Source organism: Mycolicibacterium celeriflavum, assembly GCF_010731795.1.
GTDB lineage: Bacteria > Actinomycetota > Actinomycetes > Mycobacteriales > Mycobacteriaceae > Mycobacterium > Mycobacterium celeriflavum.
In genome coordinates, this window is sequence record NZ_AP022591.1 from 4,343,945 (window position 1) to 4,368,384 (window position 24,440).

At 66.2% G+C, this 24,440-nt stretch carries 27 protein-coding genes; 16 read left to right on the forward strand and 11 right to left on the reverse strand.

The annotated features are described in order from the left end of the window. The first annotated feature begins 32 nt into the window (after positions 1–32). On the forward strand, positions 33–2,309 hold the full coding sequence (locus tag G6N18_RS20825) for an ATP-dependent DNA ligase (protein ID WP_083002418.1): 2,277 nt from the start codon (positions 33–35) through the stop codon (positions 2,307–2,309). Positions 2,310–2,323: 14 nt separating this feature from the next. Here G6N18_RS20825 and G6N18_RS20830 read toward each other — a convergent pair whose 3' ends face one another. Continuing rightward, positions 2,324–3,334: an NADP-dependent oxidoreductase gene (locus tag G6N18_RS20830; protein WP_083002421.1), complete on the reverse strand. Its 1,011-nt coding sequence runs from the start codon at positions 3,332–3,334 to the stop codon at positions 2,324–2,326. Further along, entirely contained in the window at positions 3,331–4,035 is a 705-nt protein-coding gene (locus G6N18_RS20835) for a TetR/AcrR family transcriptional regulator (protein ID WP_322790889.1), read from the reverse strand. The genes G6N18_RS20830 and G6N18_RS20835 overlap by 4 nt, the downstream gene beginning before the upstream one ends. On the opposite strand from G6N18_RS20835, the gene G6N18_RS20840 reads away from it, so the two are divergent. Together G6N18_RS20840 and G6N18_RS20845 are read left to right on the forward strand one after the other, a co-directional pair. Continuing rightward, positions 4,028–4,861 carry an alpha/beta fold hydrolase gene (locus G6N18_RS20840; protein WP_067219807.1) on the forward strand — a complete coding sequence of 278 codons (834 nt, stop codon included), beginning with the start codon at positions 4,028–4,030 and terminating at the stop codon, positions 4,859–4,861. The two genes, G6N18_RS20835 and G6N18_RS20840, sit on opposite strands and share 8 nt — an antisense overlap. Before the next feature lie 28 nt (positions 4,862–4,889). Continuing rightward, positions 4,890–5,732, forward strand: coding sequence for an alpha/beta fold hydrolase (locus G6N18_RS20845; RefSeq protein WP_083002555.1), 843 nt, complete (start codon positions 4,890–4,892; stop codon positions 5,730–5,732). Here the strand turns inward: G6N18_RS20845 and rnhA are convergent, their stop codons facing one another. Beyond that, the gene (gene rnhA / locus G6N18_RS20850) at positions 5,733–6,194 is read right to left on the reverse strand and encodes a ribonuclease HI (protein ID WP_083002428.1); all 462 of its coding nucleotides are present in this window, start codon (positions 6,192–6,194) and stop codon (positions 5,733–5,735) included. A gap of 171 nt (positions 6,195–6,365) precedes the next feature. Here rnhA and G6N18_RS20855 point away from each other — a divergent pair, with 171 nt between their 5' ends. Together G6N18_RS20855 and G6N18_RS20860 are read left to right on the forward strand one after the other, a co-directional pair. Beyond that, entirely contained in the window at positions 6,366–7,361 is a 996-nt protein-coding gene (locus tag G6N18_RS20855) for a helix-turn-helix transcriptional regulator (protein ID WP_234806165.1), read from the forward strand. A gap of 11 nt (positions 7,362–7,372) precedes the next feature. Beyond that, positions 7,373–7,768 (forward strand): hypothetical protein, encoded by a 396-nt coding sequence (locus G6N18_RS20860; protein ID WP_234806166.1) that lies wholly within the window; start codon positions 7,373–7,375, stop codon positions 7,766–7,768. On the opposite strand, the gene G6N18_RS20865 is transcribed toward G6N18_RS20860, so the two are convergent. From G6N18_RS20865 to G6N18_RS20880, 4 genes are all read right to left on the reverse strand, one after another. After that, on the reverse strand, positions 7,765–9,561 hold the full coding sequence (locus G6N18_RS20865; protein ID WP_234806171.1) for a CheR family methyltransferase: 1,797 nt from the start codon (positions 9,559–9,561) through the stop codon (positions 7,765–7,767). The two genes, G6N18_RS20860 and G6N18_RS20865, sit on opposite strands and share 4 nt — an antisense overlap. Positions 9,562–9,649: 88 nt before the next feature. Further along, entirely contained in the window at positions 9,650–10,402 is a 753-nt protein-coding gene (locus G6N18_RS20870) for an STAS domain-containing protein (RefSeq protein ID WP_234806167.1), read from the reverse strand. Next, positions 10,395–11,399, reverse strand: a complete 1,005-nt coding sequence (locus G6N18_RS20875; protein WP_083002441.1) for a chemotaxis protein CheB — start codon at positions 11,397–11,399, stop codon at positions 10,395–10,397. The genes G6N18_RS20870 and G6N18_RS20875 overlap by 8 nt, the downstream gene beginning before the upstream one ends. Positions 11,400–11,439: 40 nt before the next feature. Then, positions 11,440–12,306: a TIGR03619 family F420-dependent LLM class oxidoreductase gene (locus G6N18_RS20880; RefSeq protein ID WP_083002444.1), complete on the reverse strand. Its 867-nt coding sequence runs from the start codon at positions 12,304–12,306 to the stop codon at positions 11,440–11,442. A 65-nt stretch (positions 12,307–12,371) separates the two neighbouring features. Between G6N18_RS20880 and G6N18_RS20885 the strand changes: the two genes are divergently transcribed. Beyond that, a complete protein-coding gene (locus tag G6N18_RS20885) occupies positions 12,372–12,638 on the forward strand; it encodes a DUF4235 domain-containing protein (RefSeq protein WP_067219820.1) in 267 nt (88 codons plus the stop codon). Between the two features lie 27 nt (positions 12,639–12,665). After that, entirely contained in the window at positions 12,666–14,441 is a 1,776-nt protein-coding gene (locus G6N18_RS20890) for a thiamine pyrophosphate-requiring protein (protein WP_083002447.1), read from the forward strand. On the opposite strand, the gene G6N18_RS20895 is transcribed toward G6N18_RS20890, so the two are convergent. Together G6N18_RS20895 and G6N18_RS20900 are read right to left on the reverse strand one after the other, a co-directional pair. Beyond that, positions 14,438–14,716: a DUF4873 domain-containing protein gene (locus G6N18_RS20895; protein WP_234806168.1), complete on the reverse strand. Its 279-nt coding sequence runs from the start codon at positions 14,714–14,716 to the stop codon at positions 14,438–14,440. The genes G6N18_RS20890 and G6N18_RS20895 overlap by 4 nt on opposite strands. After that, positions 14,713–15,615, reverse strand: a complete 903-nt coding sequence (locus tag G6N18_RS20900) for an AurF N-oxygenase family protein (RefSeq protein ID WP_083002452.1) — start codon at positions 15,613–15,615, stop codon at positions 14,713–14,715. The genes G6N18_RS20895 and G6N18_RS20900 overlap by 4 nt, the downstream gene beginning before the upstream one ends. A 127-nt stretch (positions 15,616–15,742) precedes the next feature. Between G6N18_RS20900 and G6N18_RS20905 the strand changes: the two genes are divergently transcribed. The 4 genes from G6N18_RS20905 (at position 15,743) to G6N18_RS20920 (ending at position 18,936) form a co-directional block, all read left to right on the forward strand. Further along, on the forward strand, positions 15,743–16,795 hold the full coding sequence (locus G6N18_RS20905; RefSeq protein WP_083002454.1) for a YihY/virulence factor BrkB family protein: 1,053 nt from the start codon (positions 15,743–15,745) through the stop codon (positions 16,793–16,795). Positions 16,796–16,810: 15 nt separating this feature from the next. Then, positions 16,811–17,575 carry a precorrin-6A synthase (deacetylating) gene (cobF, locus tag G6N18_RS20910; protein ID WP_067219837.1) on the forward strand — a complete coding sequence of 255 codons (765 nt, stop codon included), beginning with the start codon at positions 16,811–16,813 and terminating at the stop codon, positions 17,573–17,575. 82 nt (positions 17,576–17,657) lie between these two features. After that, a complete protein-coding gene (locus G6N18_RS20915; RefSeq protein ID WP_083002457.1) occupies positions 17,658–18,056 on the forward strand; it encodes a phage holin family protein in 399 nt (132 codons plus the stop codon). A gap of 16 nt (positions 18,057–18,072) precedes the next feature. After that, positions 18,073–18,936, forward strand: coding sequence for an Fpg/Nei family DNA glycosylase (locus G6N18_RS20920; protein ID WP_083002460.1), 864 nt, complete (start codon positions 18,073–18,075; stop codon positions 18,934–18,936). Here the strand turns inward: G6N18_RS20920 and G6N18_RS20925 are convergent. After that, entirely contained in the window at positions 18,929–19,495 is a 567-nt protein-coding gene (locus G6N18_RS20925; RefSeq protein ID WP_083002463.1) for a chorismate mutase, read from the reverse strand. The genes G6N18_RS20920 and G6N18_RS20925 overlap by 8 nt on opposite strands. Before the next feature lie 26 nt (positions 19,496–19,521). Here G6N18_RS20925 and G6N18_RS20930 point away from each other — a divergent pair, with 26 nt between their 5' ends. From G6N18_RS20930 to G6N18_RS20950, 5 genes are all read left to right on the forward strand, one after another. Then, the gene (locus tag G6N18_RS20930) at positions 19,522–20,271 is read left to right on the forward strand and encodes an SDR family oxidoreductase (protein WP_083002466.1); all 750 of its coding nucleotides are present in this window, start codon (positions 19,522–19,524) and stop codon (positions 20,269–20,271) included. A gap of 69 nt (positions 20,272–20,340) precedes the next feature. Then, complete coding sequence (locus G6N18_RS20935; protein ID WP_083002560.1) at positions 20,341–21,330, forward strand: NAD-dependent epimerase/dehydratase family protein; 990 nt, start codon at positions 20,341–20,343, stop codon at positions 21,328–21,330. Positions 21,331–21,376: 46 nt separating this feature from the next. Next, positions 21,377–21,754, forward strand: a complete 378-nt coding sequence (locus G6N18_RS20940) for a hypothetical protein (protein WP_067219850.1) — start codon at positions 21,377–21,379, stop codon at positions 21,752–21,754. 130 nt (positions 21,755–21,884) lie between these two features. Then, the gene (locus G6N18_RS20945; RefSeq protein WP_083002468.1) at positions 21,885–22,196 is read left to right on the forward strand and encodes a helix-turn-helix transcriptional regulator; all 312 of its coding nucleotides are present in this window, start codon (positions 21,885–21,887) and stop codon (positions 22,194–22,196) included. Then, a complete protein-coding gene (locus tag G6N18_RS20950) occupies positions 22,171–22,716 on the forward strand; it encodes a hypothetical protein (protein ID WP_083002471.1) in 546 nt (181 codons plus the stop codon). The genes G6N18_RS20945 and G6N18_RS20950 overlap by 26 nt, the downstream gene beginning before the upstream one ends. On the opposite strand, the gene pgi is transcribed toward G6N18_RS20950, so the two are convergent. After that, positions 22,713–24,404 (reverse strand): glucose-6-phosphate isomerase, encoded by a 1,692-nt coding sequence (gene pgi, locus G6N18_RS20955; RefSeq protein ID WP_083002473.1) that lies wholly within the window; start codon positions 24,402–24,404, stop codon positions 22,713–22,715. The genes G6N18_RS20950 and pgi overlap by 4 nt on opposite strands. Positions 24,405–24,440: the final 36 nt, after the last annotated feature.

Sequence of the window (24,440 nt, forward strand, 5' to 3'; positions counted from 1 at the left end):
ATCCACCGTAACAGCGGGTATACGTTCACACTGTGGATCGATTCGGCCGGGTGAAGCTGACCAACCCGGACAAGGTGCTGTACCCGGCGACGGGGACCACCAAAGCGGAGGTGTTCGACTACTACGTCGGCATCGCCGAGGCGATGATCCCGCATATGGCAGGCCGCGCCGTCACCCGCAAGCGGTGGCCCAACGGTGTCGAGGAGTCGTCGTTCTTCGAGAAGCAACTCGCCTCCTCTGCGCCGGATTGGCTGGACCGCGCATCCGTAACCCACCGGTCCGGGACGACGACGTATCCGCTCATCGACACCGCCGAGGGGTTGGCGTGGATCGCGCAGCAGGCCGCACTCGAAGTCCATGTGCCGCAATGGCGATTCGTCGCCAAGGGCGACGGGCCCCCGACCCCCGGCCCGGCGACCCGCATCGTGTTCGACCTCGACCCCGGCGAGGGCGTGTCGTTTCGGCAACTCTGCGAGGTCGCCCACGAGGTGCGGGATCTGATCGGCGACATCGGGCTGACCACTTACCCGTTGACCAGCGGCAGCAAGGGACTGCATCTGTACGTGCCACTGCAGGAGCCGATCAGTTCTCAGGGGGCATCGGTGCTCGCCCGGCGGGTCGCGCAGCAGTTGGAGAAGGCGATGCCCAAGCGGGTGACCGCGACGATGACGAAGAGCCTGCGCGCCGGAAAGGTGTTCGTCGACTGGAGCCAGAACAATGGCGCCAAGACCACCATCGCCCCGTATTCCCTTCGCGGACGCGAACATCCGACCGTCGCCGCGCCCAGAACGTGGGAGGAGATCGGCGACCGCAAGCTCCGGCACTTGCGGTTCGACGAGGTTCTCGAGCGGGTCGAGGAGATGGGCGATCTGCTGGCACCGCTCGACGAGGCCGTGCCGGTGCCCGATCGGCTGACCACGTACCGCAGCATGCGCGACGCGTCGAAAACCCCGGAGCCGGTGCCGAACAAGCCGCCGAAAACGGGCAACAACGACAAGTTCGTCATCCAGGAGCACCACGCCCGCCGGCTGCACTACGACCTGCGCCTGGAACGCGACGGCGTGCTGGTGAGCTGGGCGGTGCCGAAGAATCTGCCCGACACCCCGTCGGTGAACCACCTGGCCGTGCACACCGAGGACCATCCGCTGGAGTATCTGACCTTTCACGGCGAAATCCCGAAAGGGGAATACGGCGGCGGCAAGATGATCGTCTGGGACACCGGCACGTACGAGACCGAGAAGTTCAACGACGTGGCCCCCGACAGCTCGGCCGAGGGCGGCGAGGTCATCATCAACTTGCGCGGCAAGAAGATCGACGGCCGATACGCACTGATCCAGACCAACGGCAAGAACTGGCTCGCACACCGGATGAAGGACCAGAAGCGCCCGCAGTCAGGCGATCTCGCGCCGATGCTGTCGACGGAAGGCTCGGTCGCGAGGCTCAAGGCCGGCCAGTGGGCGTTCGAGGGCAAGTGGGACGGCTACCGCGTGATCGTCGACGCGGACCGGGGGAGGCTCACCGTCCGGTCGAGACGCGGCCGCGATGTCACCGCGGAGTTCACCCAATTCGAAGCGCTCGCAGCCGATCTCGCCGAGCACCATGTGATCCTCGACGGTGAGGCGGTGGCACTCGATGAGTCGGGAGTGCCGAGCTTCACCGAGATGCAGAACCGCGCCCGCTCCACCCGAGTGGAGTTCTGGGCATTCGACATCCTGCACCTCGACGGAAGGCCATTGCTCAAAGCCAAGTACGCCGACCGCCGGCGACTACTGGAGGCACTTGCCGAGGGCGGCGGGTTGATCGTCCCGGAGCTGTTGCCCGGCGACGGCCCCGAGGCGCTCGAATATGCCCGCAAGAAGGGTTGGGAAGGCGTCGTCGCCAAGAAACGCGACTCGACGTACCAACCGGGGCGGCGGTCGTCGTCGTGGGTCAAGGACAAGCTGTGGAACACCCAGGAAGTCGTGATCGGCGGCTGGCGACAGGGCGAAGGCGGCCGCTCGAGCGGCATCGGCGCTCTGGTCCTCGGGATCCCGGCAGACGGCGGACTGCAGTTCGTCGGCCGCGTCGGCACCGGCTTCACCGACAAGGCGCTGGCGGAACTCAAGAAGACGCTCAAGCCGTTGGAGACCGACGAGAGCCCGTTCAACGACCGGCTGCCCCGCCAGGACGCCAAGGGTGTCACGTTCGTCCGCCCCGAACTCGTCGGCGAGGTGCGCTACAGCGAACGGACTTCCGATGACCGGCTGCGTCAACCGAGTTGGCGGGGGCTGCGCCCGGACAAGGAACCGGGTGAGGTCAGGTGGGAATAGGTGTACAGCAGCGATCAGCCGCGACCGTCGAGCGTGATGACGACCTTGCCGGCTTTGGCTTTGCGGTTCTCGACGTAGGCGAGAGCCTCAACAGTTTGGTCGAACGGGAAGATGGAGTCGATGACCGGGCGCAGCCGACCCGCGTCATACAGCGCGGCAAGCTCGGAAAGCTGTGTGCCGCTGGCGTGCATGAAGAAGAATGAGTAGCGCACGCCAAGTTTCTTGGCGGCTTTGCGCACCTTGCGGCTCATGAACGACAGCACGAACTCGAACGGTTTGGGTGCGCCGAGTTGTTTGGCGAATGCGGCGTCTGGTGGGCCGGTGACGCCGATCGCCAGGCCTCCCGGTTTGAGCACCGCGAGCGACTTCATCAGATTCTCACCGCCGACCGAATCCACCACCAGGTCGTAGTCGGTGAGGATTTGAGCGAAATCCTCTGTGGTGTAGTCGATGACGACGTCGGCTCCGAGGCTTTGGACCAGTTCCGCTCTGGCGCCGTTGGCGGTGGTCGCCACGTGTGCACCGAGATGCTTGGCAAGTTGGATGACGGTGGAACCCAGCCCTCCGGCACCGGCGTGGACGAGAACTTTCTGCCCCGGCTTCACGTGCGCCTTTTCGACCAGGATCTGCCAAGCAGCCAGCGCGACCAATGGGACTGCGGCCGCTTCGGGCATGGACAGCGCGGCCGGCTTCAACGCGACGTCGTTGTGGTCGATCGCGATGTATTCGGCGAAGGTTCCGATGCGTAGGTCGCGGGGCCGTGCGAACACCTCGTCGCCGACGCTGAATCCGCGGACGTCTGCGCCGACCTGGGTGACCACACCGGCTACATCGTGGCCGAGCACGAAGGGCGGCTTGTACTTCAGGAGCTGCTTGAACTCACCATTGCGGACCATGATGTCCAGCGGGTTGATGCCGGCCGCATTCACCTTGACCAGAACATCGCCGTTGCCGATCCTTGGCTCGGGCACATCGGCAGAGCGAAACTCGTTCTTGCCGTACTGATTTACGACGAATGCCTTCATGTGGTCTTCCCGTAATCGAGGAGCAGCTGTGCGTTGAGAATGCCGGAGGCCAGGATGCCGTCGGACAGTTCCCGGTCGGTGACCGCCCGTGACAGCTGCAGGGTGGCGACGAGGACGGTGAACAGCCCCACGGCCGTTGGGCGGGCAGCGGAGGGATCACGTGGAGACAAGTGCGCGGCGATGACGTCGACGATCGACTGTATCCCCTCGGTGTAGGCATCCCGGACACCGTCATCGCAACGGCCGATCTCGTCGAGCAATGCAGCGTTGGGGCAGCCGGTGCCCGGATGGTCGCGATGATGTGGCGACAAGTAGTCGCGCACGAATCCTTCCAGCGCTGCCTTTCCAGGGGGTAGTGCACTCAAGTTGTCGTGTTGTGCCCGTAGCTGATCGGCCACGACGTTGGCCACGAGATCATCCTTGGACGAAAAGTGCGCGTAGAACGCGCCGTTGGTCAGGCCGGCATCGGACATGAGGGTGGCGATGCCGGAGCCGTCGATGCCGTCCTGCTTGAAGCGCTCGCTGGCCGTCTCGATGATCCGACGACGAGTGGCGGCTTTGCGGTCCGCGGCGGATCGCGCCATGGCTACCTCCCGTGCTCGCGAAATCTCGGTGTTGCGAATACTAGCACGAGAGCTTACGATCGTAATATTACGGTCGTAAGATGGCGGCCGCCGAGCCAGGAAGGCGCCGATGACCACCTGGAAAGACGCACCGAACCGCAGCATCGACGTCGACGGCGTGACGTTCGCCTACCGCGAGCTCGGCAATGGCTCAGACGTTCCAGTGGTGTTCCTGCACCACCTGACTGCAGTCCTCGACGACTGGGATCCGCGCATCGTCGACGGCATCGCCGCGCACCACCGCGTGATCGCGTTCGACAATCGCGGTGTCGGCGCTACCGGCGGTTCGGTGCCAACCACCGTCGAGCAGATGGGTGCCGACGCCATTGCCTTCATCCGCGCCCTGGGCCTTGAACAGGTTGACCTGTTCGGATTCTCACTAGGCGGTGGCGTCGCCCAGATGGTGGCGCTGCAGGCGCCAGAACTCGTCCGTCGAATGATCCTGGCAGGCACCGGGCCCCGCGGCGGCGGTGGCATCGACAAGATGGCCACCATCGTCGGCGGCGCCTACCTCAAAGCGGCACTCACTCGCAGCGACCCCAGGAACTTCCTCTTTTTCCCTCGCACCCCGGAAGGCAAGCACGCCGCATCGCAGTACCTCGGCCGACTCAAAGAACGGACACAGAACCGCGACGAGGGAATTTCGTTGCGGGCGGGCATCGCTCAGATCAAGGCCATCCGACACGCGGGTAAGAGTGCACCCGATGACCTCTCCCTCATCACCCACCCCGTCCTGGTCGCCAACGGTGATCACGACCTCATGGTCGACAGCAGTCACTCAGCCGACATGGCACGTCGACTCCCCGACGCGCAGCTGAAGATCTACCCCGACTCGGGGCACGGCGGGGTGTTCCAGCACCACCGAACCTTCGTGCCCGATGCATTGCAATTCCTCGCCCACTAACCGCTTCAAAGAGCGTCCGGAGATGGCCATGAACACGATTACGTCGTACCAGCACGCACCGTCACGCACCATTACCGCGGGTGGTGTTACCTACAGCTACCGCGAACTCGGACCCACGGGTGGAGTTCCCGTTGTCTTCCTCGTCCACCTCGCTGCCACGCTGGACAACTGGGATCCCCGGGTCATCGACCCGATCGCCGAACGTCACCATGTCATCGCGTTCGACAACCGCGGCGTTGGAGCCTCTACCGGAGCAGTCCCGGACACCGTGGAATCGATGGCCGACGACGCCTACACCTTCATTACCGCACTAGGTTTCAACACCGTCGACATCTTGTCCTTCTCCCTCGGCGGGATGATCGCGCAAGTTCTGGCGATCAAACATCCGGACCTCGTCCGCAAACTGATCCTCACTGGAACCGGACCTGCGGGCGGAGCAGGAATCGATAAAGTCGCGGGCACAACCTATTACGACATGGTGCGTGCCGCCCTCACCCGCAAAGACCCCAAGGAGTTCCTGTTCTTCAACCGCGACGCCGTCGGCAAACGCGCCGCACGCGCGTTCGTCGAGCGCCTCGGCGAACGGACCGAGGACAGGGACGCGAAGATCAGAGTGACGGCCTTCCGAACTCAACTCAAGGCGATCAAACGATGGGGACGCGCCACGCCGGCCGATCTGTCCCGGATCACCCAGCCGACACTGATCGCCAACGGCGACAACGACCGCATGGTCCCCACGGAACTCTCCGAAGACATGCACCGACGCATCACCGGTTCTCAACTCACCATCTATCCGAACTCCGGCCACGGGGCGATCTTCCAGTACCACCGAGAATTCGCCTCGACCGCAATCCGATTTCTGGACGGCTGACTAGACGCCGATTGCCGCCGCGGCGACCGCTTCCTGTAAGCCCCGCGTGGCCAACCGGTCGGCCAACTCGTTGTCGGCGACCCCCGAGTGGCCCTTGACCCAGAACCACTCGATCCGGTGCGGCGCGCAGGCCAGTCGCAGCCGCATCCAAAGGTCGACGTTTTTCACCGGCTGCTTCGCGACGGTCATCCAGCCGTTGCGCTCCCAACCGTGCACCCATTTGGTGATGCCGTTCCGGACATAGGTGCTGTCGGTGTGGAGGTGGACGACCACGGGTCTGGTGAGCGCCTCGAGAGCCATGATCGGCGCCGTCAACTCCATCCGGTTGTTGCTGGTCGCGGACTCGCCACCGCACATCTCGCGGACGTGACCACGCTGCCGCAGCACCGCGCCCCAACCACCGGGGCCGGGATTGGGTCTGCATCCGCCGTCGGTGTGGATAACCACCACGTCCTCGGTCATGCGGCAGAGGATAGGCACCGCGTCGAGCACTCGGCTCACCGACTCGCCGAGAGCCTCTCCGTCCGACTGCCTGGGGCTTGGAAACCCAGCTCAGCGGGTACGGTAGTAACAGCTAGAGGGTTGAGCCCATGCCCCGTCTCGCTTCGGTTCGAGTGGGTGATTCTCGAGTGGGTGATTCTCATAGCCAACACGGCCGTCAAAGTGCATAGCCCGCAGCGGTCTCACGTCGAGATCGCCGAACTCGCCCGCGCACAGGAGTTCCTCGAGGACGCCTACGGCGCCAAGATGCGACTGCGCCGGGAAGAAACCGCCCCTCGGCCGGCGGAGCTTCTCTCACATGCACGCACCACGGTCGGACCGTTCGCCATCGAGGACATTCGGTTGGCAGGCGACGTGCAGGCCACCACGGAACCGTTGCACAAGGTCATGATGGTATGGCCCACCAGCGGGCGGATGCGTCGGGAGTGCCGTCACGAGGTGACCGATTTGGCCGCGGGTGAGGGCGCTCTCGTCTCCCAACCGGACACCGCGCATTGGACGCATGTCCACGATCTGCACGCGGTCTCGGTGGTGCTGGACCCGGCGATCCTTGCCGGGGTCGCCACGGGGCTCCCGGCCAGCCATGCGCCGATTTACTTCACCAGCCTGCAGCCCGTCGACGCGGCAGCGGCTCGTCGGTTGAAGAACACGATCACCTACGTCAAGGACGTCATCCTCGCCGACGACGCGATGGCCACCCCGCTGGTTCTCGGCCATGCCGCGCGCCTGCTCGCCGCCGTGACGATGTCGACATTCCCGAACACGTTCGCCACAGCGCCCGTGCCGCAGGACCGCACGGACCACCAACCCGTGCTGCTTCGTCGTGCGATCGAGTTCATGGATTCGAACATCACCAGCGACATCGCGCTCGACGATGTCGCCCGGGCCGTGCACGTCACGCCGCGCGCGGTGCAGTACATGTTTCGGCGCCACCTGGAGACGACGCCGCTGCAGTACCTTCGCCGGCTCCGGCTGCACCACGCCCACCAGGAGCTTCAGGCCGCCGACCGCTCTCGGACCACGGTGACCGAGATCGCCGCCCGCTGGGGATTCGCGCACACCGGCCGGTTCGCAGTCTTGTACCGCGAGACATACGGGCGTTCACCACACACGACTCTGCGAGATTGATCGTCATGCCAGTGGCTGGCGAACACCCCCCGGACGAGCCCTCACCCGAGGATCGTGCGTCGCGGGCCCGTGAGCGGGCAGACGAGTTGCGCGAACGAACCGCATACCTCGAGGGAGGCGGACCGGCGACCGCGGAGACGGCGGAGCGGGCGCAACTGCGTGCCGAACAAGCGCTCGATCGTGCCCGCGACGCGCATCATTCGGCCGCGGCCCGACATCTCAACGCCGGCCGGGCACACCGCCTGGCGGCGGCGGCTCATGAGCAAGCCGCACTGTTCGCCGATGACACCTCCAGCGGTGCCCACCAAGACGCCGCCGCCCGCCACCGCGACGCCGCGTCACAGCACGATGCTGCGGCCGCGGATGATGCGGCCAAGGAGGCAGCGGACGACCGCCGCCGGAACTAGGACTCGGCTTCCATCAACAGCAGAGCACCGCTGATGGAAGCCGGGGTCGAGCGGAACGCGCTGCACGTGACCCGCACCCGAGTAGCCCGGCCGCGACGATTGACGGCTTCGACCACCGTTTCTTCGGTGCTCTCGGCATCCACGAACGCCCTACCGATCAGGGGTTTGACGGCGTCGGTGGGAAAGCCGATGTCCAACGAGTTCAGCGCCGATCCGACCACTTCTTCTGCCCGTAGGCCCCAGAGCTCCTCGCATCCTCGGTTCCACACCACCACCCGCATCTCCCGGTCCACCACCACCAGTCCGAGGTGGATGGAGTCGACTAGGGCGTCCATGGAGCTCTTCGCCTCGTCGAGCTCACGGCTGCGCTCGTGCAGCGTGTCGTTGATCGTGTGGAGTTCGTCGTTGGTGGACTGCAGCTCCTCGTTCATGGTCTCGAGCTCTTCGTTGGTGGACTGCAGTTCTTCGTTGGTGGTCTCCAGCTCCTCGATCGTCGACTGCAGTTCTTCGTTGGTGGTCTCCAACTCCTCGTTGGTCGACTGCAGTTCCTCGTAGGCCGCCTCCAGCTGGCCGTTGGTGTGCACGACGCGGTCCAGCAGCACCCGCGTCGCGGTGACGTCGAAGAACACGATGGAGACGCCCAGCAGGCGGTTCTCTGCGTCGATGAGCGGATTGATGTGGATCTCGAACCATTGCGTGTCGAAGCCGGATCGTTGCCACTCGACGTCCTGGATCCGCGCCGGGCGGCGCTCCACCCGGGACTGGTCGAGGTACGCCCGCAACTCCACCGGCCGGTAGGACAACTCGAGATCGCGCAACAGCCTGCCGACGTCGCGGTCGGAGAGCCCGAACGTCGCTTCGGCCTGCAAGTTCACCATCGCGATCGTGTCGTCGCCGGTCACGACGATCTGCGCCACCGGGCTGGCGCGAAAGGCAAGGTCGCGGACCAGCCCGAGGCCCGGTAGGTCGCCGTGCCGGACGTTGTTCGCTGTGTGGTTGCCGAAGCGGTCGACGTTGCCGTGCGAACCCGCGGTCTTGCGAAACACCCGGTGGTCAAGGTCCAACGGGCTGAAGCGATCGCCGTGGCTCAACAGCATTTCGGCGTGGCCGAGGAAGAGCGTGCCGTGCGGTGCAAGCGCAAAATGCAACCGTCCCAGGATATTTCGCTGAGTGGCGGCGTTGAAATACATCAGCGTGTTGCGGCAAGCCAGCAGATCCACCTTGGAGATCGGGGCGTCCTTGACAAGGTCGTTGCGACCGAATATCACCGCGCGGCGCAGATCCTTGCGAAACACAAAGCGGCCGTTGGTGTTCTCGAAGTACCGGTCGAGCATTTCGGGCGGGACCGACTCGACGGCCTTGGCGTCGTATGACCCGGCGCGTCCTGCGGTGAGCGCATCCTCGTCGACGTCGGTCGCGTAGATCTTGACCCGCTGCCGGAACGCCTCCACCCCCAACTCCTCGGCGAGGATCATCGCCAATGTGTAGGCCTCCTGACCCGAAGCGCATCCGGCGCTCCACACCCGGATGGGGCTGCCGGGTCCGCGGTCGGCGAGCATCGGCGAAACGACTTCGCGCTGGACAAATTCCCATGCGGGCGGGTCACGGAAGAACGAGGTGACATTGATCAGGATCGTGTTGAAAAGTGCGGAGAACTCGTCGGAATTGACCTGCAACAGATCCAGGTACCGCTCGTAAGTGTCCGCGCCCACCCGCTCCATCCGATGCCGCACTCGACGCATCAGGGAAGTGCGCTTGTAACCGGTGAAGTCGAAGCCGCGCGTATCGCGCATGTACTGCAAGAGAGCCTCGAACGACTCGTCTGTCTGCTCGTTCAACCCGTGTCCGATCGCCGTACCGCGGCCTTGACCATACTCGCCACTACAGCCGGTTCTCTGGACCGATCACCGCCCACACCGTTTTGCCCGACGGCGTCGGTGCGTTGCCCCACGCGCGGCACAGTGCGGTCACGATGCGCAGGCCCGTCGGCGGGCCACCGCCGCACTCCCGTACGCCCGCGGGTGCATGGCTGCCATCCTCGACCGCAACGGTCACCGCTGAACCGTCACTCTCCAGCCGCAGGTTCGGGTCGCTCTTCGCGTGCGCCACAGCGTTTTCCACGAAAGCGGTGGCGACGACCTTGGCCACCGGGATCAATTCCGGCTGCGCCCACGCCGTGAGCCACTCGTCCACGAGTTCACGCGTCCGCCGCAGGCTTGCCATGCCGCCCGGCAGATATGCCCGCGCACGACGTCGGATCCTCAGGGGCGAGGGCGCAACGAGCGCCTCCACCGCCGTGCGGATCGTGGGATAGACCGGGACGTATCGGGTGATCCCGTTGCGGATGATGGCCGATCGGCCGTCGAGATGTTCGCAGACGAGCATGATCGGGATCTCCGGCCACCGGTCGACATGCCAGCGCGCGCTCGTGAACACCGCCCACGCCGACTCGGCAGGCACGTCGAGGGTCGTCACGTCGACGATGACCGCAGTGGGCTCGTCCAGGGCTGCCTTGATGATCCGGTCCCGAAGCGGACGGTATGTCCTGCTGTCGAGCAGACCGTCAGGGGTCAGGACCGTCGCGCCGCCGAACGCATCGGCCGCGATGTCCAGTGCGCATACGTCATCAGTCAATGAGCTCGCCCCGATCGGAAGCCGCCTCCGACAGCCGCTTACCCAAGATCGTCAGCGCACGTTCGGCCTCGTCCGCCTGGGTGGTGTAGCGGTCGAACAACACACCGCTGCCGACGTTCTCGGCCATCCGGCGGGCGAGTTTGGCCTTCTCCTGCAGGCTGCGCAGGGCAACCCAGAGCGCACCTTCGACTTCGTCGTCGCGCGCCGTCAGCAATGCATCGGCCGTCCAGGCATGGCCGACCCGGCAGCGGTAGTTGTCCTTGCTGATCTCCATCAGCGATCCGTTGCAGTCGGGGCAGGTGTACCCGGAGGGCGGACCCAGTTCCTCGCTGTCGAACGGCGTGCCGAACCGCGGCCCCATCGCGATGCGGTTTTCGAGCTTCATCAGGTCGTCGGGTTCCATCTCCTGATCCTCGATCTCTCGGTTCGCCAGGCTCTCCAGGAGGGCACCGACATCTTTGGCCGCGACCCGGTGGTCGACGACACCGGCTCGGATGGCGTTCAGCGGCATCGATTTGTACAGCGCGTCATCGGGATGCTGCACGATCGTCGTCCCGCCCCTGGACCGGATCGCGCGCGCGCCGAGCACCCCGTCGTCCAGCACACCCGACATCAACACGCAGATGGCACGCGGCCCGAAGTCGAGGGCGACCGAGCGGAACAGGGCGTTGATCGCCGGGCGATAGGTATTCTCCGTCGGCCCCTCTGACAGCACCACGCGACTGTCGGCGACGAGCAGGTGACGGTCCGGCACCGCGACGTAGATCAATCCGGGTTCGAGGGCCTCGCCATGACGCGCGGACATGGCCGGCAACGGTCCACTGCGGTCGATGATCTGCGCCAGCACGCTCGGCGCCTCGGCCGGTATGTGCAACGCCACCAGGACCGCAAACGGCAAATTTGCCCGCAGTCCAGACGAGAACTGGATGAGTGCCTCCACACCGCCCGCGGAAGCGCCCACCGCCACGACGCCTTGCAGCGACTGCGTGTCCGCCATTGCGGTCAGGCTACCCCCACTTCGGGGCGGGTAACCCTTGTCAGACCTTGGCGATCACCGACTCTGCGAACCTCTCGAGATGGCCGATCTTGGTCTCCAGCGGTTCGGTGTCCGACCCCGTGATGTACGGGATTCGAAAACCGACGATGACGTCGGTCACGCCCTTGTCCTCGAGCCGTTTGATGCCGTCGGGCGTATAGGCGTCGGCGGAGATGACATGGACCTCGAACGGCCCGGTGCGGCCCTCCTCATCGCGGAACTGGTTGAGCCGCTTGAGCAGTCGATCCAACTCCTCGGCATCGCCGCCGCCGTGCATCCAGCCGTCGTTGCGGGCCGCCCGCCTGAGCGCGGCGTCGGCGTGGCCCCCGACGAGAATGGGGATGGGCTCGGTAGGTGCCGGTGTCATCTTCGTTTTCGGGATGTCGTAGAACTCGCCGTGGAACTCGAAGTACTCGCCGGTGGTCAGGCCTTTGATGATCTCGATGCACTCGTCCATACGTTTACCGCGCTTGGCGAACGGCACATCCATCAACTCGTAGTCCTCGGGCCACGGGCTGGTGCCCACGCCCAGCCCGAGGCGATTGCCGAAGAGCGCGGCCAGCGATCCGGCCTGTTTGGCCACCAGTGCGGGCGGCCGGATGGGCAGCTTGAGGACGAAGAAGTTGAACCGCAGCGTCGTGGTGACCGCGCTCAACGCGCCCGCGAGCACGAACGCCTCGATGAACGCCTTGCCGTCGAGGAATTCGCGGCTGCCGTCGGGTGTATAGGGATACTTGGAGTCCGACTCGAACGGGTAGGCGACGCTGTCGGCGATCGTCATCGCGTGGTAGCCCGCCGACTCCGCGGCCTGCGCCAACGGTAGGTAGAACGCCGGATCGGTCATCGCTTCGGCATAGGTGAACCGCACGCCGCAATACTAGAACGGGTTCTAGTCTCGGGTTTAGGCATTGGCGCACAGGGAACCTGAACGCCGTGAGTGCTGCCAAGACAATGTACAAGCCCATGTCGGTCGCCAGCAGTGTTGTCGGCGGGCTGATCGCCGGCAAGATCTTCACCGAGATCTGGCAGCGGATCAACCCGGACGACGAAGAGCCGGATCCCAAGGACCTCAGCCGTTCGACGCGGGAAGTGATGATCGCCGCCGCGGTGCAGGGCTTGATCGTCGGCGTGGTGCGTGCCGTGATGGCCCGCGGCCAGGCGAAGGGATTCCAGGCACTGACCAACGAAGACCCGAGCTAGCGCTTCTGCGCGGATCCGAGGTGGACGGTGCCCGATCTCGTCGCCGACGCAATGGTGGCGCGGCTGCGCGACTGGGGAGCGAGGCGAATCTTCGGTTACGCGGGCGACGGGGTCAACACGCTTCTGGGGGCGCTCGCGCGGGCGGATGAGCCGGAATTCGTCGCCACCCGGCACGAGGAACTCGCGGCGTTCATGGCCTGCGGGCACGCGAAATACACCGGTGAGGTGGGCGTCTGCCTGGCCACCCAGGGACCCGGCGCGATCCACCTGCTCGCCGGCCTCTACGACGCGAAGCTGGACCGCCAACCGGTGGTGGCCATCGTCGGCCAGGTGGTGTCGACCGCACTGGGCAGCGGTTATCTGCAGGAGGTCGACCTGCACACACTGTTCAAGGACGTGTGTGCGCAGTACGTCCAGACCGTATTCGCGCCCGAGCAGATGCCGATGGCGTTGGACAACGCGATGCGCACCGCATTGGCGACGTCGACGCCGACGTGCTTGATCGTGCCGCACGACGTCCAGAAGGCGCAGATGCCCGACGAACTCCAGCACGGCCACGGTGTGGTTCCGTCGGCCGCCAGATTCACCCGTCCGCATGTGATCGCGCGCGACGCCGACGTGCACCGCGCCGCCGAACTGCTCAACGGCGGTGAGAAGATTGCGCTGCTGGTCGGACGCGGCGGCATGGGCGCCGAGGACGAGATCGCCGAGATCATCGACCTGCTCGGGGCCGGCGTGACGACCTCGCTGCTCGGCAAGCCGGTCCTCGACGAAACCGCACCGTGGCACACCGGGGTCATGGGTCATCTGGGCACGACGGCCAGCGCCGAACTCATGGCCGGCTGCGACACTTTGCTGATCGTCGGCAGCAACGACCCGTGGACGGAGTTCTATCCGGTACCCGGTCAGGCGCGCGCGGTGCAGATCGACGTCGCACCCCGTGTCGTCGGCGCGAAGTATCCGGTCGACGTGGCGCTCACCGGCGATGCGGCGGACGCGTTGTCCCGGTTGGCCCCGCTGATTCACCGTAAGACCGACCGCCGGTGGCAGCAACAAGTCACGCGTTGGACGCAGCACTGGCTTGGCTTATCGGCCGAACGCAGTGACGCCCAACATGATTCGGCGAACCCCGAATTCGTCGTGCGGGCGTTGACCGATCACCTGCCGAGCAACGCCCGGGTCGCCGTGGACGTCGGATCGGCGACATACTGGTATGCCCGTCACCTCCGGTTGCCGAGCGGGGTACCGGCCCATGTGTCGGGGTATCTCGCGTCGATGGGCTGCGCGTTGCCGTATGGGATAGCGGCCAAGCTCGACGCGCCGGACCGCCCGGTCGTCGCGCTGGTCGGCGACGGAGCCATGCAGATGAGCGGGTTGCTCGAACTCGTCACGATCGCCGACCGCTGGCGTGGTTGGGTAGATCCGCGCTTCGTGATTCTGGTGCTGCACAACCAGGATCTGGCCGAAGTGTCGTGGGAGCAGCGCGAAATGGAGGGCGACGCGCGGTTCCCGGCGTCGCAGGATGTGCCGCCGTTCCCCTACGCCGACTACGCCGAACTCCTCGGGCTGCAGGGGCTGAAGGTGAGCGAGTCGGCGCAGGCGCATGCGGCGTGGCAGCGTGCGTTCGAGGCCGACCGGCCGACGGTGCTCGAAGCCGTCGTCGACCCGAAGACGCCGATGCTTCCGCCGCTGATGCCGGAAACCAAGGCGGACACCGTCTATGCCGCGCTCGCGCAGGAGCCAGACGGCGATGCGGTATGCGAACGCGTCGCCGTGCAACGTAGGTCGGAGCCGACGCCTTAGTCGTCGACGTCCGGTGGGTACGGCGGAGCGCCGACGCCCGCAATACAGTGCGTGCCCCACGGCGTGACCTCGGTCAACTGCCCCTCGGCCGTGCGGTCCCCGATCGATATGTGCACAATCTGCGGCATGCGGACATCCGACATCAGATCGAAAATCATTCCGCGCCAGTGGTACCGACCGTCGATCGGATCGAGGTGACCGGTCAGCCGCACCCGTACGCCGTGGTCCGCGTCGTGCAACCGCAGTGCGGCGGGCCCGTCGTAGACGACGGTCATCGGGGCAGGAAGCCGCTTCGGCGCCACATGCGGCGGGCGATCGGGCCCAGCAGCCCCACTTCGTCGAGGAATGCCGCGAGCGGGGCGAAGCCGGTCACCTGGGTATCGCGGCGATGCGGGCTGCTGCGTGCGATGCGCCGCGTCTGCTTGGGGTCCAGGCCGACGCGCGCGTACTGCACCTTGTTCGTGAACAGGAAGCGGAAGAAATACCCGCCGAGCCCGTTGATGTTGGACAGCACGAACTTCGGCAGCGGACGCATGTGGGGGACCCGCTTGCGCAACCCGTCGCGGGCGAACTGGATGTGTCGGGCCTCTTCGGTGACGTGAATCCGCATCAGGCGCTGCACGATGGGCTGTAGCTCGTCGTCGTCCATCATCTGGCGCTGCAGCGAATCGAAGATCTCCTCACCGATCAGGGCGGCGACCCACAGCGCCGACCCCTGGAACACGAACGGCAGCGCGTTGATGATCACCCGCTGATACCACTTGGGCCACACCGGGTTTGCCTCGACCCGCTCGATGGCCTTGCCGAACATCACCATGTGGCGGGTTTCGTCGCCGAGTTCGGTCAACTCGTAATGCGTGTTACTGGCGGTGGGATCCTGGTGCATCATCTTGCGCAGCAGCGACTGGTTGAGGATGTTCTCGAACCAGATGCCGGCGGACAGCGTGTTGACCAGTTCTTGGCGGGACAGTTCGATCTGCTGCTCGCGCGTCATCGTGTCCCACAGCGGTGTGCCGTAGAGCGAGACGATCTTCGGCGGCAGGAAGAACTTGTCCGGGTCCAACGGTGCGGTCCAGTCGATGTCGACCACGGGGGCGTAGGACTTCTTCACCGACCCCTTCAGCAGGCGTTCGGAGAACTCGTTGCGGCTGGGCGCGGCAGCGGGGGTTGTCATCGGCGACCTCCCTTCGGGTGACGTCTCCCCAAGGTAGGCAGCCCGCGCGCCGCAAGTCAATACCTGCGGTACCGCATACTTTCGGTACCGCGGCGTTTGGCCGCGGCCGGCCGGGGTACCGGGTGTTATGCGAATTGACGAGCACGACAATGCTACTCGGGCGCCGGACCCCGACGACCCGCGCAAACCCGAGTCGCCGACCGACCTGACGCCGCCGTCGCTGCTCTACGCGATGCGCAAGGCGGTCCGGGAGTTCCAGGACGACGAGTGCACCGACCTTGCCGCGGCGCTGACCTATTACGCGGTGCTGTCGATCTTTCCGGCGCTGGTGGTCATGGTGTCGCTGTTCGGTGTGTTCGGGCAGGGCCGGCGCACGGTCGACGGGCTGCTCGACATCGCCGATGACGTCGCACCGGCGTCCGCGCTCGACACGCTGCGGCCGTCGGTCGAGCAGCTCGTCAACTCGCCGACGGCCGGGCTCGCGTTGGTGATGGGGATCGTGGGCGCCCTGTGGTCGGCGTCGGGCTACGTGGGCGCGTTCGGCCGCGCGATGAACCGCATCTACGAGATCGACGAGGGCCGACCGGTGTGGAAGCTGCGCCCGGTGCAGTTGCTGCTGACGCTGGCCGGTCTGGTGATCGCGGCCGCGGTCGTGTTGATGCTGGCGATCAGTGGCCCGGTGGCCCGGTGGGTCGGCGACGCGATCGGCCTCGGCGACGCGGCGGTGACGGTCTGGAGTATCGCCAAGTGGCCGCTGATCCTGCTCTTCGTCGTGCTGGCGGTCGCGATCCTGTACTACGTCGCACCCAACGTCGAGCAGCCGAGGTTCCGCTGGATCAGCGGCGGCGCGGCGCTCGCGATCGTCGTGTGGGTCGTCGCGTCCCTGCTGTTCGGTGTCTACGTGGCGAATTTCAGCAGCTACAACAGGACCTACGGCGCATTGGCCGGGGTGATCGTGTTCCTGCTGTGGTTGTGGATCACCAACCTCGCGCTGCTGTTCGGCGCCGAAGTGGACGCCGAGCTGGAGCGCAGCCGTCAGCTGCAGGCCGGTCTGCCCGCCGAGCAGGAGTTGCAGCTGCCACCCAAGGACACGCACAAGCTGCGCAAGGAAGCGGCCGCCGAGAAGAATGACGTCAAGCGGGCCAGGCGACTGCGCTTTTCGCGGGGCCGCAAACACTGAAGGCATACTGCGGGCGTGACCCGTCGAATTCACGTCATCGGCATCGGCGCGGGCGATCCGGACCAGGTGACCGCCCAGGCGGTGACGGCGCTCAACGACACCCAGGTGTTCTTCGCGATGGACAAGGGCGACGCGAAGGACGACCTGGTCGCGTTGCGCAGGCACATCTGCGAGCGGTTCATCCGTGAGCCCGGCTACCGGTTCGTCGAGCTGCCCGACCCGCCGAGGGACAGGGCCGCGTCAGACGGTCCGGACTACCGCCGGGCCGTCGCCGACTGGCATGCCGCGCGGGCGCGGGTGTGGGCCGACGCGATCACCTCCGAGCTTTCTGATGGTGCCACTGGAGCCTTTCTCGCGTGGGGTGACCCGTCGCTGTACGACAGCACGCTGCGCATCCTCGACACCGTCGCGAACCACGTCGACATCGACTACGACGTGATCCCGGGCGTCACCGCCGTTCAGACGCTCACCGCGCGGCATCGCATCCCGCTCAACGACGTCGGCGAACCGGTGCTCATCACCACCGGCAGGCAACTGCGTGACCATGGGCTGGCCGGAAGCGCGGTGGTGATGCTCGACGCCGACTGCTCTTTTCTGTCGTGTCCGCCGGACACCCGGATCTGGTGGGGCGCCTACCTCGGCACGCCCGACGAGTTGCTGATGTCGGGCACCGTCGGCGAGGTCGGCTCGCGGATCGCGGCGGTGCGCGCCGACGCCAGGGCCCGGCACGGCTGGATCATGGACACCTACCTCCTGCGTTCGGCGCCCGGAGGTGGCTAACTGGTTGATTGCCTGCACGTGGTGCGTGCGATCAACCTCTTAGAGCCATTTCTTCACGGACCGCCGTGGCAAGATCAGCCGCATGACAGGGTTCCTCCTGCGCGCCGCGCTGACCGGGGTTGCACTGTGGGTGGTGACGCTGATCGTGCCCGGCATCCGCTTCGTCGGCGCCGACTCCACGCTGGCCGAGGTCGGCATCATCTTCGTCGTCGCGGTGATCTTCGGCATTGTCAACGCGGTGATCAAGCCGATCGTGCAGATCATCTCGATCCCGCTCTACATCCTCACGCTCGGCCTGTTCCACATCATCGTCAACGCGCTGATGTTGTGGATCACGTCGTGGATCACCGAGTACACCACGCACTGGGGCCTGTTCATCGACGACTTCTGGTGGACGGCGATTTGGGCGGCGATCGTGCTGTCGGTGGTGAGCTGGCTGCTGTCGCTGATCACCGGTGGCGCCAACCGCGCCCGCGATTGAGCGGCACACTGGAGCCATGCCCGAACTGCCCGAAGTCGAAGCGCTCGCCGATCACCTGCGTCGCCACGCCGTCGGACATCCGATCGGCCGCGTCGACGTGTCGGCGTTCTCGGTGCTCAAGACGTTCGACCCTCCGGTCACCGCGCTGCACGGCCGGACCGTCACCGACGCCAACCGCTGGGGCAAGTACCTCGGATTGCAGGCCGGTGAGCTGCATTTGATCGCTCACCTGTCGCGTGCGGGCTGGTTGAAGTGGTCGGACAAGCTGGCGGCGGCGCCGTTGAAGCCCGGCAAGGGGCCGATCGCGCTGCGTGTTCATCTCGGGACCCCCGGTGAGGCGCCCGGATTCGACCTCACCGAGGCCGGCACGCAGAAGCGGCTGGCGGTGTGGCTCGTCGACGATCCGGCCAAGGTGCCCGGCATCGCCGCATTGGGCCCCGACGCGCTGTCGCTGAGCCCCGAAGACCTGGCCGGGGTCCTGGCAGGCAACAGCGGCCGAATCAAGACCGTGATCACCGACCAGAAGGTGATCGCAGGCATCGGCAACGCCTACAGCGACGAGATCCTGCACGTCGCACGGATCTCTCCGTTCGCGACGGCGGGCAAGCTGACCGATGCGCAGCTGTCGGCGCTTCACGACGCGATGATCGGCGTGCTCACCGACGCGGTGACGCGTTCGGTTGGTCAGCAGGCGGCAACGCTCAAGGGAGAGAAGCGTTCCGGGTTGCGGGTGCATGCCCGCACCGGTCTGCCCTGCCCGGTCTGCGGGGACACCGTGCGGGAGGTGTCGTTCGCGGACAAGTCTTTCCAGTATTGCCCGACCTGCCAGACGGGCGGCAAGGTGCTCGCTGATCGTCGGATGTCGCGACTGCTCAAGTGATCCGGCAGTACGAGCGGGTGGCCGCCGAGAGCGCCTGCCGGTAGAGGGGTTCGAGCTGACGGGCATTGGCAACGGCGTCCGACGCGTCCTTCAGTGTGCGCATGCACCCCGGGTTGCCGAGCCAATTCCATTGCAGGGCAATCTCGTCGACCATGGTCTTGTTGAGCCCGTCGATCTGGCTTCGGGACTCGGCGAGGTCGGGCGCCGCGGTGGGCGCGGACGAGGGGTCGAACTTCCACTGGGCGAAGCGGGTGTACTGGATGCCCTCGGTGGCGTCGATCTGGTCGGTGAAGACCATTCGGACGTAGCTTGGGTCGACGGCGTGCGCGGCGGCATCGGCGGCGACGGCGTCGAGGACCGCGTCGGCGCGTGGCCGGTCGGTGATCGGCCCGCCGTTGAGCCATTTGGCCGCCGCGACCGGGTCGGCGGGGGCCAGCCGCTGCGCCGCGGTGTCCACCAGCCGGTACAGCGGGCTGGCGGGCTGGGCGTGCGCGGGCGCCTGTGAGATCGCGAGAAGCAGCGTCGCGGCGACCAGCAGGGCACATCGGTTCAGGGTCATCGCTCCATCATGCTTAGTCTGTCGGGGTGACTCGGCAGAAAATCTTGATCACCGGCGCGAGCTCGGGCCTGGGCGCCGGCATGGCGCGCGCGTTCGCCGCCAAGGGCCGCGACCTCGCGCTGTGTGCGCGCCGCATCGACCGGCTCGACGAGCTCAAGGCCGAACTGCTCGAGCGTCACCCCGGTATCGAGGTCGCCGTCGCCGCGCTCGACGTCAACGACCACGACCAGGTGCCGAAGGTGTTCGGCGAGCTGGCCGACGAACTCGGCGGCATCGACCGCATCATCGTCAACGCCGGCGTCGGCAAGGGCGCGCCGCTGGGCTCGGGCAAGCTGTGGGCGAACAAGGCCACCATCGAAACCAATCTCGTTGCCGCACTTGTGCAGATCGAGACGGCGCTCGAGATGTTCAAGGAATCGGGCGGCGGCCATCTGGTGCTCATTTCCTCGGTGCTCGCCAACTTAGGTGTTCCGGGGGTCAAGGCCGCCTACGCCGCGAGCAAAGCCGGCGTGTCGTCGCTCGGTGAGTCGTTGCGCGCGGAGTATGCACGGGGGCCCATCAAGGTGACCGTCCTCGAACCCGGGTACATCGAATCGGAGATGACCGCGAAGTCCGGGTCGACGATGTTGATGGTGGACAACGAAACCGGTGTGCGCGCGCTGGTGGCCGTCATCGAGCGCGAGAGCGGGCGCGCTGCGGTGCCGTGGTGGCCGTGGGCTCCCCTGGTCCAGCTGATGCGGGTGTTGCCGCCGCGGCTGACGAAACCGTTCGCCTGAAGCGGCGAAACCGTGTAGAGACCAGCGCTACCGGGTAGCCCGCAGCGCTAGTTCCCTATGGAGGTTTCGATGAGAGTGTTGCTGACCGGCGGCACCGGGTTCGTTGGAGCGTGGACGGCCAAGGCGGTCGCCGACGCTAACCATCAGGTGCGTTTCCTGGTCCGTGATCCGGCGCGGCTGGTGACGAGCGCAGCGCAGATCGGTGTCGACACCGACGACTTCGCCGTCGGCGACATCGCCGACGCTGAAGCGACGGCCGCGGCGATGGACGGCTGTGACGCCGTAATTCACTCCGCGGCAATGGTTTCCATGGATCCCCGGCAGGCCGACAAGATGCTGCAGACCAACCTTGCCGGCGCCCGCAACGTGCTCGGCGCGGCGGTTGAGCGCGGCCTCGATCCGATCGTCCACGTATCCAGCTTCACCGCACTGTTCCGACCCGGCCTCGACGTGCTCCACGCCGATCTGCCGGTGGTCGGGGGAACCGACGGCTACGGGAAGTCCAAGGCGGAGGTGGAGAAGTACGCACGTGGACTACAGGATGCGGGTGCGCCCGTGAACATCACGTACCCGGGCATGGTGCTGGGGCCGCCGGCGGGAAACCAGTTCGGCGAAGCGGCCGAAGGCGTCGAGGCGGCCGTGAAGATGCGTGGGGTGCCGGGGCGCGGTGCCGCCTGGATTGTGGTCGACGTCCGCGACCTGGCTGCGCTGCACGCCGCGCTACTCGAAACCGGCAAGGGGCCACGTCGATACATGGCAGGCGGCAAACGCGTCGCGATCGCCGACCTGGCATCGATGATCGGCCGCGCAACGAACCGGTCGCTTCGGGTGTACCCCGTGCCGGATACGTTGCTGCGCAACCTCGGAAGGGTGGTCGACGTGGCGGGGCCCTATCTGCCGTTCGACGCGCCGGTGACGCGGGCGGCCATGCAGTACTACACCCAGATGCCTTCGTCTGACGATTCCGCCGGCGAGATAGAACTCGCGATCAGCTACCGGGATCCGCAGGAGACGCTGTCGGACACCGTCGCTGGGCTGCGGCAGGTCGGCAGGTTGTAGGTCGTTCGCAGGTTTAAGCACCCGAATGTCGTGGTAGCCAAGCTCCATGATCGAAAAACTGACGAAGATGACGCCCCTGTTGTTCTCGGGCGCTGCGGCAGTCGCGATCGCTGTGGCGCCGATCGCCGGTGCGCAACCGGCGCCTCCGCCGTGTCTCAATGCTGACGGCACCCCGTGTGCGGGTATCGGCAACGTCGAGGCCGGCCCCGGTGGTGGTGCGCAAGTGAATGTTCCGAACGGCCCGCAGGGCACCGCTGACGGAGGCGGCGCCGCAGGCGTGATCCCCGGTGGCCCCGAAGGCGCGGCCGGCCCCGGCGGCGCGAGCGGTTCGCTGGCCCCGAACGGGCCCGGTGGCACGGCCGGACCCGGCGGTGCGAGCGGGTGCTTGCCGAACGTCGGCTGCGTGAACATTCCGGCTCCGTAACCGACAGCTGAGTTCCCAGCCTCGCGGCGCACGCTTCTTGGTGAGCGTGCGCCGCGTTGGCCTGTGCCAAGCACCACACTGCCGATAGATCTGCTTGACAATTCATTGGGTTTTCCTAACACTGTGTTGTGTGAGTCCGGTGAGACGGGGCGATTCGCTCCCCATCCACAACCGCATCGGCGTCCTACGCGCCGAGCGGAGGATGACGCGGGCTGAACTCGCAGCGCTGATCGACGTGAACCCGCAGACCGTCGGCGCGCTCGAACGCGGCGACCACTATCCGAGCCTCGACCTGGCGTTTCGGATCTGCGACGTCTTCGGGCTGCCCGTCGAGGCGGTGTTCTCCCGCACGGAGTTCACGCCGCTGTCCACCGAGCTCTACCGCAGGAACCCGCGCGCGCAAGGAGGCGACCCAGATGTCCCAGTCAACCCCGCAGGCTGACCGAACGCTCATCGACCGCTACCAGGACTACCGGACGAGGCGGTTCCTCAAGCATGAGCGGACCTATGCCCACTCGCTTCTGAGTTGGCGCACCCAGTCCCGACGCCGAATTCTGGTGATCGGTCTCGGCGTCACCTTCGCGTTCATGTTCGCGGTGAGTGTCCTGAGCGCGTTCGGATTATGGTGGGCGCCGTTGTTGTGGCTGGTCGCATGTCTGTTCTTCTTCCCGCTGTGGATCATGCTGCAGATCGTGTCCGGCAGGCAGGGCGACGCCCCGGAGGCGGCCCTCGATGAGTACGAGGTGCAGCAGCGCAACAGTGCGCGCTCGATCGGCCTGACCATCACCCAGAACCTGATGTTGATCCCGATCGGCTACCTGCTCATCGCGTCAATCTACTTGCGCGACACCGACACCGACGTGGCCTACGCGGGTGCATTGATGTCACTCGCCGTGCTGGTGTTCGGCGGTTGCGCGCCGGCGATGATCCTCGGCTGGAGCCGTCCGGACCCCGACGCCTAGGCCGAGCGACCACGCTCGGCGCGGTAATGCCGCACCAGCGTGTCGGTCGAGCTGTCCGATTGTTCGGCGGGGGAGTCGTCGTTGGTGATGACCGGTAGCAGCGCTTTGGCTTGTGTCTTACCGAGTTCGACGCCCCACTGGTCGAACGAGTCGATGCCCCAGATGACGCCTTCGGTGAACACCTGGTGCTCGTAGAGCGCGATCAACTGGCCGAGCACCGACGGCGTCAGCTTCGTGGCCAGGATCGACGTGGTCGGCCGGTTGCCCGGCATCACCTTGTGCGGCACCACATTCGGTGGCGTCCCCTCGGCGGCGATCTCCTCGGCGGTCTTGCCGAACGCGAGCACCTGCGTCTGGGCGAAGAAGTTGCTCATTAACAGGTCGTGCATGCTGCCGCGGCCGTCGGCCGTCGGTAGGTCGTTGGTGGGTTGGGAGAATCCGATGAAGTCGGCGGGCACCAGACGCGTGCCCTGGTGCAGCAGTTGGTAGAACGCGTGCTGGCCGTTGGTTCCCGGCTCGCCCCAGAAGATCTCGCCGGTGCTCGTGGTGACCGGTGTTCCGTCGGCGCGCACCGACTTGCCGTTGGACTCCATCGTCAGCTGCTGCAGGTAGGCGGCGAACCGCGCCAAGTCGTTCGAATAGGGCAGCACCGCACGCGTTTCGGCGCCGAAGAACTCGTTGTACCAGAGTCCGATCAGGCCGAGTAGCACCGGCACGTTCGCCTCCAGCGGCGTGGTGCGGAAGTGCTCGTCGACGATGTGGAAGCCGGACAGAAACTCGGCGAACCGTTCGCGGCCGATGACCGCCATCACGCTCAAACCGATTGCGCTGTCGACGGAATAGCGGCCGCCGACCCAGTCCCAGAACCCGAACATGTTCTCGGTGTTGATGCCGAAATCGTCGACCAACTTCTTGTTCGTCGACACCGCGACGAAGTGCTTGGCCACCGCCGCATCGCCGAGCGCGTCGGTGAGCCACCGTCGGGCCGCCGTCGCGTTGGTCAGCGTCTCCAGGGTGGAGAACGTCTTGGAGGCGACGATGAAAAGCGTTGTCGCCGGGTCGAGTCCGTCGAGCTTGGCCACCAGATCGGCCGGGTCGACGTTGGACACGAACCGCGCCGAGATGCCCGCGTCGGCGTAATGGCGCAGCGCCAGCGTCACCATCGCCGGGCCCAGGTCCGAACCGCCGATGCCGATGTTGACGACGGTCTTGATCAGCTGGCCCGTCGCCCCGGTCCACTCGCCGCTGCGCAACCGGTCGGTGAAGTCGCCCATCTTGTCGAGCACCGCGTGCACGTCGGCGACGACGTCGTGACCGTCGACGGACAGTTCGGCGCCGCGCGGCAACCGCAGCGCGGTGTGCAGGACGGCCCGGTCCTCGGAGGTGTTGATGTGCACGCCGGAGAACATCGCGTCGCGCCGCTGTTCGAGGCCGGCGGCGCGGGCCAGGTCGACCAGCAGCGCGAGCGTCTCACGCGTGACGCGGTGCTTGCTGTAGTCGACGTAGAGGTCGCCGACCGTCGTCGCCAACTCGGTGCCGCGAGCCGGATCCTCGGCGAAGAACTCCCGCAGGTGTTTGCCGCCGATCTCGTCGTGATGCCGTTGCAGGGCCTGCCATGCCGGTGTCGAGGCGATATCGGGGATCTCCGGTGTTGTCGGCTCCTCGCGCAAGCGCTCATCGCTGCTCATGGGCACGACCTTAGTGCGGCCAAATCGCCAAAGGTG